20 protein-coding genes are annotated in these 17,881 nt (G+C 42.0%); 2 read left to right on the forward strand and 18 right to left on the reverse strand.

The window, feature by feature from the left end; translation table 11 throughout:
* The 14 genes from HMPREF9189_RS09380 to HMPREF9189_RS09445 form a co-directional block, all read right to left on the reverse strand.
* On the reverse strand, window positions 1-1,098 hold the full coding sequence (locus HMPREF9189_RS09380) for a sensor histidine kinase (RefSeq protein ID WP_000890467.1): 1,098 nt from the start codon (window positions 1,096-1,098) through the stop codon (window positions 1-3).
* A gap of 4 nt (window positions 1,099-1,102) precedes the next feature.
* Window positions 1,103-1,837 (reverse strand): ABC transporter permease, encoded by a 735-nt coding sequence (locus HMPREF9189_RS09385; protein ID WP_000794221.1) that lies wholly within the window; start codon window positions 1,835-1,837, stop codon window positions 1,103-1,105.
* Between the two features lie 12 nt (window positions 1,838-1,849).
* Window positions 1,850-2,725, reverse strand: a complete 876-nt coding sequence (locus HMPREF9189_RS09390; protein WP_000216044.1) for an ABC transporter ATP-binding protein — start codon at window positions 2,723-2,725, stop codon at window positions 1,850-1,852.
* Window positions 2,712-2,906, reverse strand: coding sequence for a hypothetical protein (locus HMPREF9189_RS09395; protein ID WP_000709344.1), 195 nt, complete (start codon window positions 2,904-2,906; stop codon window positions 2,712-2,714). Before HMPREF9189_RS09395 ends, HMPREF9189_RS09390 begins: the two co-directional genes overlap by 14 nt.
* Window positions 2,903-3,109, reverse strand: coding sequence for a hypothetical protein (locus HMPREF9189_RS09400; RefSeq protein WP_000390702.1), 207 nt, complete (start codon window positions 3,107-3,109; stop codon window positions 2,903-2,905). The genes HMPREF9189_RS09395 and HMPREF9189_RS09400 overlap by 4 nt, the downstream gene beginning before the upstream one ends.
* A gap of 124 nt (window positions 3,110-3,233) precedes the next feature.
* The gene (locus HMPREF9189_RS09405) at window positions 3,234-4,901 is read right to left on the reverse strand and encodes a DAK2 domain-containing protein (RefSeq protein ID WP_000036691.1); all 1,668 of its coding nucleotides are present in this window, start codon (window positions 4,899-4,901) and stop codon (window positions 3,234-3,236) included.
* A 2-nt stretch (window positions 4,902-4,903) separates the two neighbouring features.
* On the reverse strand, window positions 4,904-5,269 hold the full coding sequence (locus HMPREF9189_RS09410; RefSeq protein WP_000216435.1) for an Asp23/Gls24 family envelope stress response protein: 366 nt from the start codon (window positions 5,267-5,269) through the stop codon (window positions 4,904-4,906).
* 152 nt (window positions 5,270-5,421) lie between these two features.
* Window positions 5,422-5,610 carry a 50S ribosomal protein L28 gene (gene rpmB, locus HMPREF9189_RS09415; protein WP_001140948.1) on the reverse strand — a complete coding sequence of 63 codons (189 nt, stop codon included), beginning with the start codon at window positions 5,608-5,610 and terminating at the stop codon, window positions 5,422-5,424.
* 104 nt (window positions 5,611-5,714) lie between these two features.
* The gene (locus HMPREF9189_RS09420; RefSeq protein ID WP_000725731.1) at window positions 5,715-6,389 is read right to left on the reverse strand and encodes a hypothetical protein; all 675 of its coding nucleotides are present in this window, start codon (window positions 6,387-6,389) and stop codon (window positions 5,715-5,717) included.
* A 5-nt stretch (window positions 6,390-6,394) separates the two neighbouring features.
* Entirely contained in the window at window positions 6,395-6,841 is a 447-nt protein-coding gene (locus HMPREF9189_RS09425) for a LytTR family DNA-binding domain-containing protein (RefSeq protein WP_000776582.1), read from the reverse strand.
* A 113-nt stretch (window positions 6,842-6,954) separates the two neighbouring features.
* Window positions 6,955-7,458, reverse strand: coding sequence for a phosphatase PAP2 family protein (locus HMPREF9189_RS09430; RefSeq protein ID WP_000800934.1), 504 nt, complete (start codon window positions 7,456-7,458; stop codon window positions 6,955-6,957).
* A gap of 97 nt (window positions 7,459-7,555) precedes the next feature.
* Entirely contained in the window at window positions 7,556-9,316 is a 1,761-nt protein-coding gene (locus HMPREF9189_RS09435) for an ABC transporter ATP-binding protein (RefSeq protein ID WP_000428266.1), read from the reverse strand.
* Window positions 9,306-11,075 (reverse strand): ABC transporter ATP-binding protein, encoded by a 1,770-nt coding sequence (locus tag HMPREF9189_RS09440; RefSeq protein WP_000731801.1) that lies wholly within the window; start codon window positions 11,073-11,075, stop codon window positions 9,306-9,308. The genes HMPREF9189_RS09435 and HMPREF9189_RS09440 overlap by 11 nt, the downstream gene beginning before the upstream one ends.
* The gene (locus HMPREF9189_RS09445) at window positions 11,059-11,520 is read right to left on the reverse strand and encodes a MarR family winged helix-turn-helix transcriptional regulator (protein ID WP_000360513.1); all 462 of its coding nucleotides are present in this window, start codon (window positions 11,518-11,520) and stop codon (window positions 11,059-11,061) included. Before HMPREF9189_RS09445 ends, HMPREF9189_RS09440 begins: the two co-directional genes overlap by 17 nt.
* Window positions 11,521-11,713: 193 nt before the next feature.
* Here HMPREF9189_RS09445 and HMPREF9189_RS09450 point away from each other — a divergent pair, with 193 nt between their 5' ends.
* Window positions 11,714-12,403 carry a DUF308 domain-containing protein gene (locus HMPREF9189_RS09450; protein WP_000675589.1) on the forward strand — a complete coding sequence of 230 codons (690 nt, stop codon included), beginning with the start codon at window positions 11,714-11,716 and terminating at the stop codon, window positions 12,401-12,403.
* A gap of 47 nt (window positions 12,404-12,450) precedes the next feature.
* Here HMPREF9189_RS09450 and HMPREF9189_RS09455 read toward each other — a convergent pair whose 3' ends face one another.
* Window positions 12,451-13,167 carry a YebC/PmpR family DNA-binding transcriptional regulator gene (locus tag HMPREF9189_RS09455; RefSeq protein ID WP_000532898.1) on the reverse strand — a complete coding sequence of 239 codons (717 nt, stop codon included), beginning with the start codon at window positions 13,165-13,167 and terminating at the stop codon, window positions 12,451-12,453.
* A 96-nt stretch (window positions 13,168-13,263) separates the two neighbouring features.
* Entirely contained in the window at window positions 13,264-14,634 is a 1,371-nt protein-coding gene (locus HMPREF9189_RS09460) for an MATE family efflux transporter (protein ID WP_001036289.1), read from the reverse strand.
* A 109-nt stretch (window positions 14,635-14,743) separates the two neighbouring features.
* On the opposite strand from HMPREF9189_RS09460, the gene HMPREF9189_RS09465 reads away from it, so the two are divergent.
* Window positions 14,744-15,298, forward strand: coding sequence for a GNAT family N-acetyltransferase (locus tag HMPREF9189_RS09465; RefSeq protein WP_000060288.1), 555 nt, complete (start codon window positions 14,744-14,746; stop codon window positions 15,296-15,298).
* Between the two features lie 118 nt (window positions 15,299-15,416).
* Here HMPREF9189_RS09465 and recA read toward each other — a convergent pair whose 3' ends face one another.
* Together recA and HMPREF9189_RS09475 are read right to left on the reverse strand one after the other, a co-directional pair.
* Window positions 15,417-16,565, reverse strand: a complete 1,149-nt coding sequence (gene recA, locus HMPREF9189_RS09470; RefSeq protein WP_001085448.1) for a recombinase RecA — start codon at window positions 16,563-16,565, stop codon at window positions 15,417-15,419.
* Window positions 16,566-16,619: 54 nt separating this feature from the next.
* Complete coding sequence (locus HMPREF9189_RS09475) at window positions 16,620-17,876, reverse strand: competence/damage-inducible protein A (protein WP_000642668.1); 1,257 nt, start codon at window positions 17,874-17,876, stop codon at window positions 16,620-16,622.
* Window positions 17,877-17,881 lie beyond the last annotated feature (5 nt).

Here is a 17,881-nt window from a genome sequence, read left to right on the forward strand (position 1 = left end):
TTAGTTTCTCTCCTTATAAGGTAGTCGTACTTGCACTTCTGTTGGATACTTCTGACTGATCACCTTTACCTCTCCCGAAAATGGAAGGACACGATCTCGGACTGTATGGAGTTCATCCCCCTTTAGTGAAGGAAAGCCACAGCCATCATCTCTCACTGTTAAAATGAGTTCTTTCTCTGTCCGTTCTAATTTTAAGTAGGCTTTAGACGCTTTGGCGTGTTTGATGATATTGGTCACTAACTCAAGCAAAATCATGGAAGCTGTTGACTCCAATTCTTGAGTTAAGCTAGCAGTATCTAATTGGTGGTTAATTTCCGTTTCAATTCCTGCAATTTCCAGCATTTTTTTAACAGTTGCAAACTCGGAGGCAAGGGTTCTAGTTTTAAGATTTTCAATGATAGTACGGACTTCATTCATGGATTCCTTACTGATCTGATGAATTTCTTTTAATTCTTTTTCCACTTGAGGATAGGCCTGCATTTGAAGTAACTGGAGGGCAAGATCCGTCTTCACACTCAACATAGCAAAAGTATGGCCTAGACTGTCATGGAGATCCTGGCCGATACGACTGCGTTCATTTTCAGCCAAGAAGAGATTGAGCTTTGCATTTTGTTTTCTCTTTTCTTCTTTTAGTTCTTCTGCCATCCGAATTCGATAGAGACCAAAAGTCAAGGCATCAGAAAAGACAAAGGTCACCAAGAAAAAGAGCAGTTGCCAGGGACTAACTTGATCGACCATATAAATCCCTGTCAAAATCAGCGGTTGTAAGACAATAAAGCTGACAAAACGCCAAGAGTGAAAAGAGATCTCATCCAGTTGGTAAATGAGGAGGTTTGATAAATAAAAGATAAACCAAGCGAAGCTCCCATTCAGCCAAACGGAACTGTAAAAAATGTAAGCAAGCATGATCCACCAAGCTAGCCACTGCACGGTGCGATTCTGACTGACTAAAACCGAATAGAAAGCCAGGACAAATAGTAGAGTCCATAACAAGGTTAAAAGCGGGTACTCTCCAATGATGACACCCGCTATAGGAAAGATGATAAACACTGTTGAAATATGAAACATATAATGAGTGTTTTTTAATTTTTCCAACATAGATTTATTTTACCTCGATCCGTTTTTTCAGTTGAATAACCAAGACACCAAAGAAAACTGTATAACCTAGTACAACCAAGGTAGCAAGAATATTAAATTCGTGGTGCTCCAAATAAGTAGAGACGACCTGCATCAGTTGATAGGTTGGGGTCAGTTTTCCAATGGATTGGAGCCATTCTGGGAAGGAACTCAAAGGGAACCAGAGTCCACCTAGGACAGCCAAAGCAATATAGGCAATATTTCCAATAACCGTCATCAATTGAGCACTGGGAAGCAAGCTCACCAAGACCCCCATGCTGATAAAGACAACGCTTCCGACCAGCAAAATAACTCCGATTACTAACCAGTCAAGCCAAGGTAGCGTAATTCCACGGACAAAATGACCAACTGAAAAGACAACTATAATTGATAACAAGAAAGTCAGTAGCGTACTGAACAGTTTTGATACATAATATTCTACCATAGATACGGGAGAATGTTGAATCAATTTTTGCCAGTTGTTTGTCTTGTCAGACTCGAGTGTACTAGGGATACTGAAAAAGGCGCTTGACATGATACTAAAGAGCGTCATTGCAAAAAGATAGGCTTGAAGAGCGATCTCTGGAATATCTGACCCTGACATCATACCAGAAAATATAAGGTAAAACACACTTGGAAGTCCGATGGAAAGCAAGTAGTATACGGCTTGCCGTTTCATCAGAATGATTTCCACTTTCATGAGACTTGTCATATTTTTCATCGTCAATCTCCTTTAGTCTTGAGTCGTTTCGAAGATGCTGTCTAAGAGAGTTCGATTGCGAACTTCAATTTCTTCGATCGTGCAGCCCTGTTCTTGCAAGGCTTTCCATACCTGGCTGGCTTCTTTGGTGGTGAAGGAAAGAGCATTTTGCTTGATTTCAATCTCTTGAACCTGATCCAAAGTGCTGATAAAATCCTGATAGGTTAGAGGCACCGTAAAGTGTTTTTCTTGTTCTTCACCACGCATGGCATAAGGCGTCGTGTCACGAATCAATTCACCCTTGTGGAGGACCAAGATGCGGTCAGCCGTATGTTCTACCTCTTCGATATAGTGAGAAGAATAGACAATGGTCACACCATTTTTCTTTAACTGATCAATAATCTCCCAAAAATGCTGACGTGTTGAGGTATCCATGGCAGCAGTTGGTTCATCTAAGAATAGAATTTTGGGACGACCAATTAGAGCCAATACGAAAGAGAACAAACGTTTTTGCCCACCAGATAGCTTGCCCGCTAGCTGATTTTTCTGCTTGTCCGAAAACCTTAGCAAATCATCAATTTCTTTGTCTGAAAGACTGTTAGGATAAAGTGACTTGAAAAATGATAGAAGTTCTTTCACTTTCAAGCTTTGGACAACTGCATTTTCTTGAGGCAAGACAGAAACAAGCTGCTTTAATCGAGGATCGATTGGCGCAAATCCTTGAATGGTTACCTGACCTAAGCTCACGAACTTGTCACCCAAGAGGCAATCAATCAAAGTTGTCTTTCCTGCTCCATTAGGTCCTATCAAGGCGACACATTCACCATCGTTGATTTCAAAGGAGATGTTCCGCAAGATCTCCTTGTCTTTTATTTTCTTACTCAATTTCTCAACTTTAATCACAGTCATGAGATTCTCCTTTCAACCACTTCATTCCTATAGGGAAAACAACGAAAATCATAAACCCAAAACCCCAAGCACCACGAATGAATTGCCGAAGCAAGGTTTGGTCAAACCAACCAGTAAACATTTCCACTAACCATACCAAGAGTGACAGGCCGATAAAGAGATAGACGATCGCTTTTTTCATTCCTCAAACTCCTTTTTCACATCTCTGACCAATTTCAAACCTTCTCTGACAAGCCAAGACATCATTCCAAAGCCAGCAAAGAGCTCCCAAGGAAAATGATAGAAACCCTTGTCCAATCCTGAAAACATGAGATAGGTCATAACTCCTGCTGCTACTAAACTCACTGCTACAATCATTTTATTTTTCATTTCTTCTTCCTCCATTTCATACTTCAATTATAGCCTTTTGAAGTTAGCGGAGCTAGATGCTTCTGTCACTAGGAAATATGACAAATGTCATAAAAAAAGAAAGTTGCAAAATCAACTTTCTTTTTAATCGATTAAATTTTTATTCTACACTGAAAAGATATGGATATACAGGTTGTTGTCCTTGGTGGATTTCTACTTCTACATCTTCGAATTCTTCTGTGATTTCTTGGGCGATTTGGTTAGCCAATTCTTCACTTCCATCTTCACCAATATAGAAGGTTACGATTTCACTATCTTCGTTCAACATATGTTTCAATGTTTCTGTCAAGGTTTGATGCATGTCAGGGTTTGACACGAGGATTTTCCCATCGACCATACCAAGATTGTCATTTTCATGAATTGCTAATCCATCGATAGTTGTATCACGAACGGCTGTTGTTACACTACCACTTACGACATCACCAAGGGCTGCAGTCATACGTTCTTTGTTTTCTTCGATTGATTTGCTTGGATCAAAGGCAAGAAGACTGGTCAACCCTTGAGGAATTGTACGTGCTTCTACAACAACAGCAGGTTGTTCAAGCACTTCAGCCGCAGACTGAGCTGCCATAAAGATATTTTTGTTGTTTGGCAAGAAGATGATGTTGCGAGCATTGACCTGTTCAACAGCCTTGATAAAGTCTTCTGTTGAAGGGTTCATCGTCTGCCCACCTTCGATGACATAATCCACACCTTGGGCACGGAAGATATCTGCTAAACCTTGACCAGCTACTACTGCGATAAGGGCATACTCTTTTGTTTCAGCAGGCTTGTTTCCTTGAGTTGCTTCTTTTTCAACTTGCGCCTCGTGTTGATTACGCATATTGTCCACTTTTACCTTGATCAAGCTACCATATTTAAGACCTTCTTGCATGACAAGACCTGGATCTTCTGTATGGACGTGAACTTTGACGATTTCATCATCATTGACAACAAGTAGAGAGTCACCTAAGTCATTCAAGTAGTTACGGAATTCATCGTAGTCAAAGTCCTTAGAATAAGTTGGACCTTGTTTGAGAGCTACCATGATCTCTGTACAGTAACCGAAGGTAATATCCTCAGTTGCCACATGCCCTGCTACAGACTTGTGGTGCTCTGCATTGATCATTTCACTCATGTTGGCAGGAGTCGCTACAAAGTCTTCAGAAGCACTGTATTCACCAGTAAGAGCTGAAAGGAAGCCTTCGTAAATGAAGACCAAACCTTGACCACCTGAGTCTACCACACCAACTTCCTTAAGGACTGGAAGCATTTCTGGTGTCTTAGCCAAAGCTGCTTTCGCGCCTTCCAAGGCTGCACGCATGACCTCAACAGCATCATCTGTCTCCTCGGCTTTTTTCTTAGCCCCAATGGCAGCTCCACGAGAAACTGTTAAAATAGTTCCTTCGACTGGTTTCATAACTGCTTTATAAGCTACTTCGACACCGGATTGGAAGGCAAGAGCCAAGTCTTGACCTGTTAATTCATCTTTTCCCTTGATAGCCTGAGAGAAGCCACGGAAGAGCTGAGAAGTGATAACCCCTGAGTTCCCACGCGCACCCATCAAGAGCCCTTTGGCAAGAATGCTCGCTACTTCTCCAACTGTAGAAGCAGGCTTGTCTGCTACTTCTTTCGCACCATTTTCAATGGTCATTCCCATGTTTGTCCCAGTATCTCCATCTGGAACTGGAAAGACGTTCAATGAATTGACATATTCTGCTTGCTTATTCAAACGAGTTGATGCAGCCTGCACCATCTCTTGGAATAAACTGGTAGTAATTTTTGACACGATTATTCTCCTACAACTTTGATATTTTGAATGTAGACATTCACAGTCTGAGCAGTAATTCCTAGTTGATTTTCTAGACTAAAACGAACACGCTCTTGAATGTTTTTTGACACTTCGCTTATCTTTATTCCGTAGCTCAACACGGTATAAACATCAACTGCGATACTACCATCTTCGGCTGCCTTCACGACAACACCCTTAGAATAATTTTCTTTACCAAGGAGGGCTTGGAAATTGTCTTTGAGGGCATTTTTACTAGCCATACCGACCACTCCAAAAATCTCAGTTGCGGCACCACCTACTACGGTTGCAATCACTTCATCTGTCAGTTCGATTTGACCATCTTTTGTATTAATTTTTACAGTCATTTTTTTTACCTCAACTAGTTGATACTCTATTTTATCATATTTCAGCCCAAGTGTAAAAGCAGAATGCTGTATCGGCGGATATTTACTCTATTTTTCAAATGATTTTATCCATGGAGCAAAAGAAAAAGACCTAAGAGGTCTTTTCATCTTTATTAAACGCGTTCAACTTTACCTGATTTCAAAGCACGAGCTGAAGCCCAAACTTTTTTAGGTTTACCATCGATAAGAACAGTAACTTTTTGAAGGTTTGGTTTTACGGCACGTTTTGTTTGGTTCATCGCGTGTGAACGGTTGTTTCCTGATACAGTCTTACGACCTGTAAAGTAACATACTTTAGCCATTGTGTTTTCCTCCTATTAGATCTAATATAGCGGATGTGCTAGCACCACATACCGTACTATGTTATCACACTTTCTCGAATTTATCAAGGGCCTAAACTATTTTTTTATTTAACGTAAACAACTCCAAGTTTACCAAAAGCGACTTCCCCACGGATAATCAAGGTTTTGTTTGTTGGCGCTACAGGAGCATCTGCCTTAGCTGCACCAAAGGAGGTTTCTACTTTCAAATCGACACGCCAGTGTTGTGGAACATAGACAGTTGCATTCCCGAAGGCCACTTCAATATTTAAAGTTGCAAAATCACCTAACATCTCTGCATTATCATAGTAGATTTTTGCATCTCCAAAAGCAACTTCAACTTGGTCATCTACGAGATCTTGATCTTGCTTATAGAAGGTCCCACTACCAAAAGCGACTTCCTTATCCGTAACGACTGTTCGTTCACCGTTGTACCACCATTTTTTGCCATACCAAAACTTACTTGAGTGAGTGAGATAGCCAACTCCTAGCACTGCTAAGATACTAGCCCAAAACAAAGACTGGTTTGGAATAGGAAAAATGTTATAAAAATGATTCGCAATCATTAAGGCTACTAGAGCGGTAAAAACTGCTGATGTTAGATGACGACGAAGCAAAGCTTCAACTGATTGGTAAGCAAAAAAGGCGATACCAATCAAAGGCCATATCTTACCATCCAAAGAAGGAATGCCAAAATTCCCTTGCAGCAAGATCCAAGCTGCTAAAACCAATAAAACAATACCAAATGCTTTCTTTTTCATGTTTTTTACCTCATGTTTCTTAGATTTTCTTTTAGGAGGGATTGGTAATGTCGTGAGACATGAACCTCCTTGTGCGTCTGATAAAAGGAAATGGTGCCCGTTCCTGAAAAGGACTTGTCCACTGAGTAAATCTGACGGATGTTTGCGATAGTTGACTTGGACACTCGACTAAAATAACGAGGCAAGATGGACTCCAACTCATAAAGTTTGAGACGAACTTCATAGGCTTCCTTCTGGTTATGAGCGTAGATCTTGCTCCCTTCTGTTTCAAAGAAGAGAATTTCTGAAAGGTCTAGATAATATTCACCTGTCCCCTTGTAAAAAGTCAACCTCGGAGCCTTTGACTCTTGCAAGAGCCGTTGCAAATCTGCAATTTCATCTGTCAAAGCAGGGGTCTTGATGACAATTTCAGTCTCCTCTAAATTGCCGTCAATCTCAATTCGTAACTTCATCACATCTCCTTTCTGACTCTACTATATCAAAGCTAAGTTAGGAATACAAGGGCAAAAAAGCAAGTGGTCAATTTGAAGCAGTAAGTGGTTGTAGGACTAGCTTAACTTACATGTCAGAATAGGAAGAAAAGGAATCCCCACACCAGACCACAAGCATAGCCAACCAAGACATCCTTGGTATAATGAACACCCCCTAAAACCCTCACCAATCCCAGCAAAGCTGAGAAGAGCAAGCATGCTAAGCCAACAGGTAGACTAGCATGCAGACAGGCCATGGAGATGATGGTTGCCGAAAAGACATGGCGACTAGGCATAGACTTTCCCGAACTATCTTTTTCAAGCAGGGGACTGATATCCCAAGTTTCATAAGGTCGCGGGTGATTGATTTTCTTACGAAACAGGGACAAGACCACAAATCCTGATGCAGGAATAAGCACATAAACCCCAACTTGCTGACCAAGTTCTAGTTTCAGGCAAGTGGTGACTAGCAAGATCAGATAGACTAGGGGCATGGCGACTGTCATCAAACGATTGAAACTGCGTAACAGAAATAAAAGAGGGGGATGACTAGTTAGTCTGGAGCTGATATTTCGATACCATTCTTGATAATTTTTCATTTATAATTCTCATTCATTACCTTGTTTTCGTCTACTGGTGAGACGTTTATCTTCTAGTATAGTGCAGAAAAAGAAGGCCGTCAAGCCTTCTTTTGATTTATTCTTCTGCTTCGTCTTCTGTAAATTGACTATTGTAGAGATCCGCATAGAAGCCACCTTGCGCCATCAGCTCCTCGTGATTGCCTTGCTCGATGATATTTCCATCTTTCATGACAAGAATCAAATCTGCATTACGAATCGTTGACAAGCGGTGGGCGATGACAAAGGAAGTTCTACCTTCCATCAAACGGTCCATGGCTTTTTGGATCAATTCCTCTGTACGTGTGTCGACTGAGGATGTCGCTTCATCCAAAATCAAGAGCGGTGCATCCTTGAGAAGGGCACGAGCAATGGTCAAGAGCTGTTTTTGTCCAACAGACAAGGTCACGGTGTCATCCAAAACAGTATCGTAGCCATCTGGCAAAGTCATGATAAAGTGGTGGATTCCCACAGCCTTGCTTGCTTCCATCATTCGTTCATCACTGATGCCCGTTTGATTGTAGATGAGATTTTCTCGAATCGTTCCTTCAAAGAGCCAAGTATCTTGCAAGACCATTGAAAAGGCATCGTGTACTTCTGAGCGCTTCATATCCTTGGTATCGACACCATCGATACGGATACTTCCCTTATCAATCTCATAGAACTTCATCAAAAGATTGACAATGGTTGTCTTACCAGCTCCAGTAGGCCCAACGATAGCGACCTTCTGGCCTGCATGAGCTGTCGCAGAAAAGTCATGGATGATGGTGCGTTCTGGTGTATAACCAAAGGATACGCGATCAAAGACCACTTCTCCTCTCATGCCAGTCAATTGTCTTTCCTTATGGGATTCATCCTGCATCTCAGCTTCACCTAGAAATTCAAAGACACGTCCCATGGCTGCACTCGCTTGTTGTAAGCTCGTAATCCCTTGGGCAATCTGTGACAGGGGTTGGGAGAAGGTCCGTACGTAAACCATAAAGGCTACAATAATCCCTATAGTGATATGCCCTTCTAGAGCAAGCGCGGCCCCAACGATGATGACCAAAACATAACTAAAATTCCCAACAAAGAACATGGCTGGCATCATGATACCAGAGATAAACTGAGATTTCCAGATACTATCATGCAAGTCTTGGTTTAAACCTGCAAATCTCGCTTTGGAGGTGTCCACTGCGTTGTAGCTGGTCACTACATTGTGGCCAGAGTACATCTCTTCCACATAACCATTGACGGCTGCTAGATTATTTTGTTGGGCTTTAAAATAACCCTGTGACTTGGCCATAATTACTGAAACCGCCGCAAAACCAACAAACGTAGAAACAACCGTTACCAGAGCTAAAATCCAGTTCATACTAAACATGGTCACCAAAACAGCAATCAACAAGAAGCTGGCTGAGATAACTGTTCCGAGACTTTGGTTGAGAGATTGCGCCGCTGTATCCACATCATTGGTCACGCGCGAAAGGGTGTCTCCTTGTGAATGACGGTCAAAATAGCCAAGTGGCAAACGATTGATTTTTTCAGCGATTGCTGTCCGCAAGCGTTTTGAAAAATGCTGAATGCTCGATGAAAAGATATAGGCCTGTGTATAGTTAAGGATAGCACCAAGTACATAGAGAATCACTAAAAAGCTAGCAATACTTGAAACAGCCTCTAAATCAATTCCTGTCATCAAACCATCTGAAATCAAGTTGGTAATTTCCTTAATCTTGGTTGGTCCATAAACAGTGATGATGCTTGAACATACAGCTGCTACAACCGCTACTAGTAGGGGAATTTGGAGACCTGCTAGAAAAGGTTTATAATATTTCCAAAAAGACATTTTCTTATTTTCCATGTTCCAATTCCTCCTTCGATAGTTGTGAGTAGGCAATTTCTTGGTAAACTTCGTTGGTAGCAAGAAGTTCCTTGTGGGTACCTTGTCCCACGACTTTACCTTGATCCAAAACTAAGATCAAGTCAGCATCCATAATGGTAGAAATGCGCTGCGCTACGATGAGCTTGGTCATGGATTTTGTTTCCTCAGCTAGCTCTTGGCGTAGGACACGATCCGTCTTGTAGTCCAAGGCTGAGAAGGAGTCATCAAAAATGAGAATCTCTGGTTTACGAGCCAAGGCACGCGCAATGGCCAAACGCTGTCTTTGACCTCCTGAGAAGTTGGTTCCACCTTGGGCTACTTCTGATGCAAGTCCTGCTTCCTTATCCTCTATGAAGCTTTTAGACTGGGCCAATTCAAGGGCTTGCCACATAGCAGCTTCGCTTAGAGGAGTTTCTTTGCTTTTGCCAAAGTCCAAGTTTCCCTTGACATCTCCAGAGAAGAGCACAGCTTTTTGAGGAATATAACCAACCTTGTTGCGCAAATCTTCCAAGTCATAGTCTTGAACATTAACTTCGTCCACTAGGATTTCTCCATCTGAAACGTCGTAAAAACGAGGCAAGAGGTTGACAAGCGTGGACTTACCTGATCCAGTCGATCCAATGAAGGCTACGGTTTGACCCGTTTCTGCTTTGAAAGTGACCTGTTCCACGACTGCTTCAGAATTTTTAGAGTAGCGGAAAGTCACATCACGGAATTCCACCTGCCCCTGAATTGAAGGATCCGCCGTCTGTGCATGACTAGGATTCTCAATAGAAGGATGCAGATCCAATACTTGATTGATACGTCCTGCCGAAACCAAGGTACGAGGAAGAACGATAAAGAGTGCTCCCATGAGAAGGAAGCCCATCACGACCTGCATAGCATAGGACATGAAGACCACCATATCACTAAAGAGTGGCAAACGTTCTGCCAAACTTGCGTCGTTGATGATATAGGCACCAATCCAGTAAATGGCTAAACTCAATCCACTCGAAATCCCCATCATAATGGGATTCATAATGGCCATCAAACGGTTGACAAAGAGATTAAGTCGAGTCAACTCATCATTAGCTTCTTCGAATTTCTTGTCTTGGTAATCTTCCGCATTGTATGCACGAACAACTCGAATCCCAGTCAAGCTTTCACGAGTGATGCTATTAAGTTTATCTGTCAATTTTTGGATGACAGATTGTTTTGGAAAGGCCAGAGTCATGAGAATAGTGGTCATCAAGACATTGACAATGACTGCCACCACTACTGCCCAGAGCCAGTATTCCGACTTCCCAAGGATTTTTCCAATGGCCCAGATGGCCATGATAGGCCCACGAGTCACTACCTGTAAGCCCATAGTAAAGAGCATCTGAATCTGAGTGATATCATTGGTCGTCCGAGTCAAAAGACTTGGGATTGAAAAACGTTTGATCTCTGTCTGCGAAAAATCCAAAACCTGATGAAATACATCAGTGCGTAGATGGGTTGTATAGGATGCTGCAACGCGAGCGGCAAAGAAACCAACCATAACAGATGAAAAGAAAGCCAATAAAGACAAGCCAATCATCTTCGCAGCTGGTAACCAGAGTTCACCCAACTGCGTTCCAGACGTTCCGAGTAACTCTGTAATTTGTGAAATGTAGGTCGGTACCTCTAACTCGAGATAGACCGAGAAACAAGTGAAAAGAATCGTAAGGACGATCATTCCCCACTCTTTTCCTGTAATACGTTTAGCGAGTTTCTTCATTCTCTCCTCCTATCTTCTCAACATTTTCTTGCAATTGCCCGAGTACCTTTTCAAAGATTGCCAAGTCTGACTTTGAAACACCCTCTAGCAGGCTCTGATCAATCCGATCAAAAAAAGCCTTAACTTTTTGCATCTGCGAACGCGATTTATCCGTCAAGCGAACAAATTTTGCCCGCTTATCGCTCGGGCTCGCCTCTAACTCGACCAAACCATTTTGCACCATACGCTTGACTAAATTACTCGCAACAGATTTGGTAATATTGAGTTCCTGCTCGATATCCTTAATCAAGACCAGTTCCTCTTTTTGTTCACAATGATCTAAAAAACGCAGAACCTGCCCTTGCGGTCCACCCATAAATTCAATGCCACATCTCTTAGCTTCTTTCTGTACCATCAGGTGAACCTGGTGCCCAAAGCGTTTAAAAATCAACATCGGCTTGTCCATGATTGCTCCTTTCTCACGATTGAATATAGTTCTCAGGAGAACTAATTAAGTTTCCATGAGAACTATTTTATCACTTTCAGAAGAGATGTCAAGAAAAAAGTTTCCTAGAGAACTATTTTAGTCTGAATTGACATTGGAGAATATTTTCTCTATAATAAGCACTAGCTACCGTGGATAGGAATCCATTCACTTGATGAAGGGAGAAAACGTTCAAATGAAACCAGAAGAACAAAAAGTTTTAGGGATTTTAGCAACCATTTTTGGAGCCATCGCACTTTTAGGGTCCTGGATCCCGTTTATTAACTATCTATCGTTTTTCATCGCTATTGTCGCGTTGATCTTAGGTATTATCGGACTTATTGCCAATCTCAAAAAACGGAAAACAATGGCCATTATCGGAACATCTCTCGCAGTTGCCTCTGTTGTACTTTTCTTTACGACCCAGATACTGTACGCTAATGTCTACAAAGATTTTATCAGAGAGTTTAACCGTTCCTATAGAGAAGCTAGCTCCTCAATGGAACGCGACTTGACAGATGATACCATTGATTCACTCCCTGAAGAGGAGGAAGAAGACGATACCTTCACTTGGACACAAGAACAGTTCGACGCTTTAATTGAAGGTGACCTTGATAACAAAGGAAAAGGTGGTACCAACTACAAGGATATTATCAAAAAACACGGACTGCCAGACTCCGAGTTTGATTCCACTATTGAGGGCTACGACACAAAGAAAATTACCTATATTGGCATTGATGATAGAATCAAGACCGTTACTCTAACCTTTGTAAAACAGGATAATGGTCAACTCTTACTAGTTCATAAAATAGCTGTAGGCCTAGGAGAAAGCCAGCAGCAAAGAGATTCTGGAACCAGAGTCTAAGTTCCAATATAAAAAGCGAACAGACTTGCTAGCTGTTCGCTTTTTTATTAGAATCCATCGACATTTGTGTAGATCTTTTGGACGTCCTCATCATCCTCAAGAACGCTGTAAAGTTTTTCAAAGGTTTCCAAATCTTCACCTGACAACTCAACTTCTGACTGAGGAATCATTTCCAGTTCAGTAACTTGAAATTCTTCGATACCAGACTCACGCAAAGCAACGATAGCCTTGTGAAGGTCAGTTGGAGCTGTGTAAACAGTGATTGTTCCTTCTTCTGCTTCTACATCATCCACATCAATGTCTGCTTCAAGCAAAAGCTCAAAGATAGCATCCGCATCATCACCAGCAAATACGATAACACCCTTGTTATCAAAGAGGTAAGAAACAGAACCTGAAGCTCCCATGTTACCGCCATTTTTACCAAAAGCAGCACGAACGTTCGCAGCTGTACGGTTGACGTTTGAAGTCAAGGTATCCACAATCAGCATAGAACCATTTGGTCCAAATCCTTCGTAACGTCCTTCTGTAAAGGTTTCGTCTGTGTTCCCTTTTGCCTTATCGATAGCCTTATCAATAACGTGTTTTGGCACCTGCGCTTGTTTAGCACGATCGATAACGAATTTCAAAGCAGTGTTTGATTCTGGATCTGGTTCCCCTTTTTTAGCTGCTACATAGATTTCTACACCAAATTTTGCATATACTTTAGAGTTAGCTCCATCTTTAGCCGTTTTCTTGGCTACGATATTGGCCCATTTACGTCCCATTAGGAATCTCCTTTTTTCACATTTTAATCTTTCTTATTATAACACAAGTCTAGCTGATTTTCACTAGAGGAAATGGATTTTCTTTTGCAAAGCAAGCTAGGATTTCCCTCCGACTGCCACGATTTTCTTGCCTTCTTTTATCCAAGGGTGTCGGGAAAGGGAGAAGTAAAGTTGGACAGTCATCACAACCCAGAGTAGCGGTTCACAGAGAATAACACCTGTGTAGCCTGTCCAAGGAATAATCCAAGCTACGAAAATAATTTTCCCAAACAACTCGATAAAGCTAGATATAAGGGGCAAAAGTTTTTGGCCTAGTCCCTGCAAGCTATTTCTATAAATCAATAAAAGACTTAAAAATGGATAAAATACAGAACTGATACGTAAGTACAAGGTCCCGTTTTCTACCAAGTAGCTGTCTGTCGAACTTGCTAGGAAAGAAACTAGGCTAGGACTGGCAAAAAAAAGGAAAATACAGGCAAGGGCTGCCCAAGACATACTCAAATAGCTCCCTAAACGAAGACCTTGAACAATACGTTCGGGACGTTTCGCTCCAAAGTTTTGAGAGATAAAAGTCGTCATCGATGCTGAAATAGCTGTCATTGGTAATAAGGCAAAGGCCATGATTCGCCGTGCTGCCGTTTGAGCACTGATAATGACTGCACCAAAACTATTGACAGAGGATTGCAAAATGACACTTCCGATAGAGACGATTGACCCCATCAGACCCATGGCTAGTCCCTGCTCCAAGAGATCCACATAGAGAGCCTTATTCCATTTGAAATGTTTGAGACCCGGAAGAAGCTCTGGAACACTCTTACGAATATAAAAATAACAGAGGATTGCTGACAAACCCTGCGAGATAATGGTTGCAAGACCCGCAGACTGAACTCCCAGATGCAGTTGCGTAATAAAATATAAATCCAAGATCACATTAACGATAGCTGAAAAGATAAGAAAAGCAAGAGCCGCAAGGCTATCGCCAATCGAGCGCAGTAAGCCTGCAAAAAGATTGTAAGCAAAACTAACCCCTACACAGGTAACAATCATGGAGATGTACTCATAGGATTGAGGAAGGATTTCTACAGGTGTCTCTAAATATTGCAAGAGTGGATAAAGACCGAAGAAACCTATCAGCATGACAAGAGCACTCAGGATGGCACCCAGAATCCAAGTTGCTGCAACAGCTTCTTTAATCTTAGCAAAATTACGAGCACCGTAAAGACGAGCGATGACAACTCCCATCCCATTTCCAACTCCGAGGGCAAAGCCGATAATCAGATCAAAGATAGCCGTCGTTGCTCCTACTGCTGCTAGGGATTCTTGTCCAAGGAACCGCCCTACAATCAAGACGTCAGCTGTATTATATAGTTGTTGGAAGATATTGGACAACAGAATTGGAAGGGCGAAGCTCAAAAGTGAGGGAAGAATGGAGCCATGAATCAGGTCCACTGTTCGTTTTTTATTCATAAAGATATTATATCAGCTTTCCAGAGGACCGACAAGATTCTTTAACGAATCCTGAAATCAATTGCTTACAGAGAGACAATTTGCTATAATCAAGAAAAGGAGGTCATTTATGAGTTTGACCAGTCAATTAATAACCGATGTGTTTCCAGATCTTGATAAAGTTGAAAAGCTAAATAACGAAGCTTTCCCCGAGGAAGAACGAGTCCCTCTTTCTGAGTTTTTGCGCTATCAGGACCGAGATGACGCCCACTTTTTTGCTTTTTATAACGAAGAAGAATTTGTTGGCTTTGCTTTTGCCATCTCCAACCAAAATGCCTTCTATATTAGCTTTTTTGCCATCATGCCTCACTTAAGAAGTCACGGGTACGGGAAGGAAATTATCGACAAACTAACTGATTTTTACCAGCGGACCATGTTGCTTGAAGTGGAGCGATTGGATGAAGAATGCGATAACTTGGAACAAAGAAAAGCTCGTATGAGCTTCTATCAACAAAATGGCTTTAAAACAGCTAACGCTTTTCTAGAGTATGATGGCTTGAGTTTTGAAATTCTCTACCGCGGTGACCATTTCGACGAGGAAGCCTATCGCGACATCTTCCAAAAATTACAAGATGAACATTATTTTGACTTTCATATCAAATACAGACGCTTTAGTGATCATTAGTTGTTTCAAGGAAGAGAAGTCTAATGAACTTTCTCACGATAAAACGCATAATATCAAGGTTATGAATACTTGATATTATGCGTTTTTATAATTTTGAAATCTTTCCCTAGTTTTATCTTTATTCTTCAATTTCGATTTCAAGTCCATCGCCTAGGTCAAGCGTCACTTCTTGGTTAGGTGCTAGATCTTCTGCGACAGAAGTAGGAACGGTTCCCTCTTCATCTTCAATCAAACCGTATTGAACACGAACCTGATGGTCAATCTCATCAAAAATCTCTGGGTGATCTGCCAAGTATTTCTTAGCATTTTCAGATCCTTGTCCGATTTTTTCACCCTTGTAAGAGTACCATGCTCCTGCTTTTTGGATGATATCGAGATCACTTGCGATCTTCAAGAGCTCACCAGTCTTAGAAATCCCTTCTCCGTACATGATTTCAACAAAGGCTTCCTTAAATGGTGGAGCTACCTTGTTTTTCACGACCTTGATTTTGGTTTCCTTACCGACATTGGTATCTTTTTGGTCACCAGTTCCTTTGATTTGTGTGCTTCCACGAACATCCAAACGGACTGAAGCGTAGAATTTCAGAGCACGTCCACCAGGTGTTGTTTCTGGATTTCCAAACATGACCCCAACTTTTTCACGCAACTGGTTGATAAAGATGGCAATTGTTTTGGTTTTATTGATAGAAGCACCAAGTTTACGCATGGCCTGACTCATCATACGAGCCTGCAAACCAACGTGGCTGTCTCCAATATCCCCATCAATTTCTGCACGAGGTACAAGGGCCGCAACTGAGTCAATAACAACAAGGTCAACTGCACCTGAGTCAATCAATTTTCCAGCAATTTCAAGACCTTGCTCTCCTGAGTCTGGTTGTGACAAGAGCAATTCGTCAATGTTTACACCAAGGGCTGCAGCATAGGCTGGGTCAAGAGCATGTTCCGCATCGATAAAGGCTGCAATACCACCTTCTTTCTGTGCTTGCGCAACAGCGTGAAGGGCAACCGTTGTCTTACCAGATGATTCTGGTCCATAGATTTCGATGATACGTCCCTTAGGATAACCACCTGAACCAAGAGCAATGTCAAGAGCCAAGGACCCTGAACTCATGACTTGCACTTTTTGCTCCGCGCGCTCGCCTAAACGCATGATTGAGCCTTTACCAAAGTCTTTCTCAATCAATTTAAGAGCATCGTTCAAGGCTTTTTCACGATCCGCTCCAAACTTTTTTGAAATCTCATCTAATTTTTTTGGTTTTTTCGCCATTCTGTTCTCCTATATTCTACTGGTCCTTAGACCTACTTACTATTATATCAAAATTTAGTCACTTAATAAAGCCTTGCGAACTAGGTTAAAGGCATGCATAACCGCGATGTGACGTACATCTGCTCGACTCCGTCCTGCGATATTAGCCTTGATCACCTCTGTCCCTTTTGCATGTGCCAGTCCAATAAAAACTGTGCCGGCTGGATGCCCCTCTAGGCTATCTGGCCCAGCTACACCTGTCAGACTGACTCCATAATCAGACTGAGTCTTGAGCCGTGCCTGCTCTGCCATTTTTCGAGCCGTAAACTCAGAAACGACCCCGTGTTCTTTTAGCTCTTGCTCGGAAATATCCAACATCTTAGACTTTTCTTCTAGGCTGTAAGTGATAAAACCGCCATTAAAGATTGCTGAGACGCCCGAAAAGTCTGCTAAAGTAGCTTGAAAGAGACCCGCCGTCAAGCTTTCTGCCGCAGTAATGCTTTTCTGTCTCTTCTTTAGCTCTTCTACAACGACACTTGCGAGACTGGTTTCTTCCCCATATCCATAACAGATGTCTCCCAGTGAATGTCCATCGAAAGTCTGACGATCCAAGATTTGATTTTCTAGGATATCCAGCACTCGATCAGCCTTTTCTTGACTGACTGCTTTTGTGGACAAGCGCAAGGTCACTTCTCCCGTCTTGGCATAAGGCGCCAAAGTCGGATCCGTTTGATGGTCAATCAAATCCGCCAAAATGGTCACCAACTGACTCTCCCCAATCCCAAAGAAACGAAGCACTCGGGAATATAGTTTGGTGCCAGTCATCAGCTTGGGTAAAAGTTGATTTAAGACCATGGATTTCAACTCACTTGGCGGTCCTGGAAGGACTACGTAGGTCACGCCATTCACTTCCGACACTCCTCCTACTGCTAAACCTGTCTCATTTGGCAGTGGAGTTGCCCCTTCTACAATTTGGGCTTGGCGCTCATTATTCGGTGTCCGAGCATAGTCAGGTCTATGAGCAAAGAAAATATCCAATTTCTCTTGTGCTTGAGGGTCAAACACTAGAGCTTTTCCTAAAAATTTTGCCAGAGTTTGTTTGGTCAAATCATCCTCGGTTGGTCCCAAACCCCCTGTCAAAATCACAAGATTGCTACGTTGACTCGCAATCTCAAGCAGGGACAAAAGACGAGCTTCATTATCTCCAACAGCCGTTTGGAAGTAGACATCTACCCCGATTTCGGCTAGTTTCTCTGATAAAAACTGAGCATTGGTATTGACAATCTGCCCTGTTAAAATTTCTGTTCCGACAGCAATAATTTCTGCTTTCATTTTTC

Source organism: Streptococcus sp. oral taxon 071 str. 73H25AP, assembly GCF_000146755.1.
GTDB lineage: Bacteria > Bacillota > Bacilli > Lactobacillales > Streptococcaceae > Streptococcus > Streptococcus oralis_T.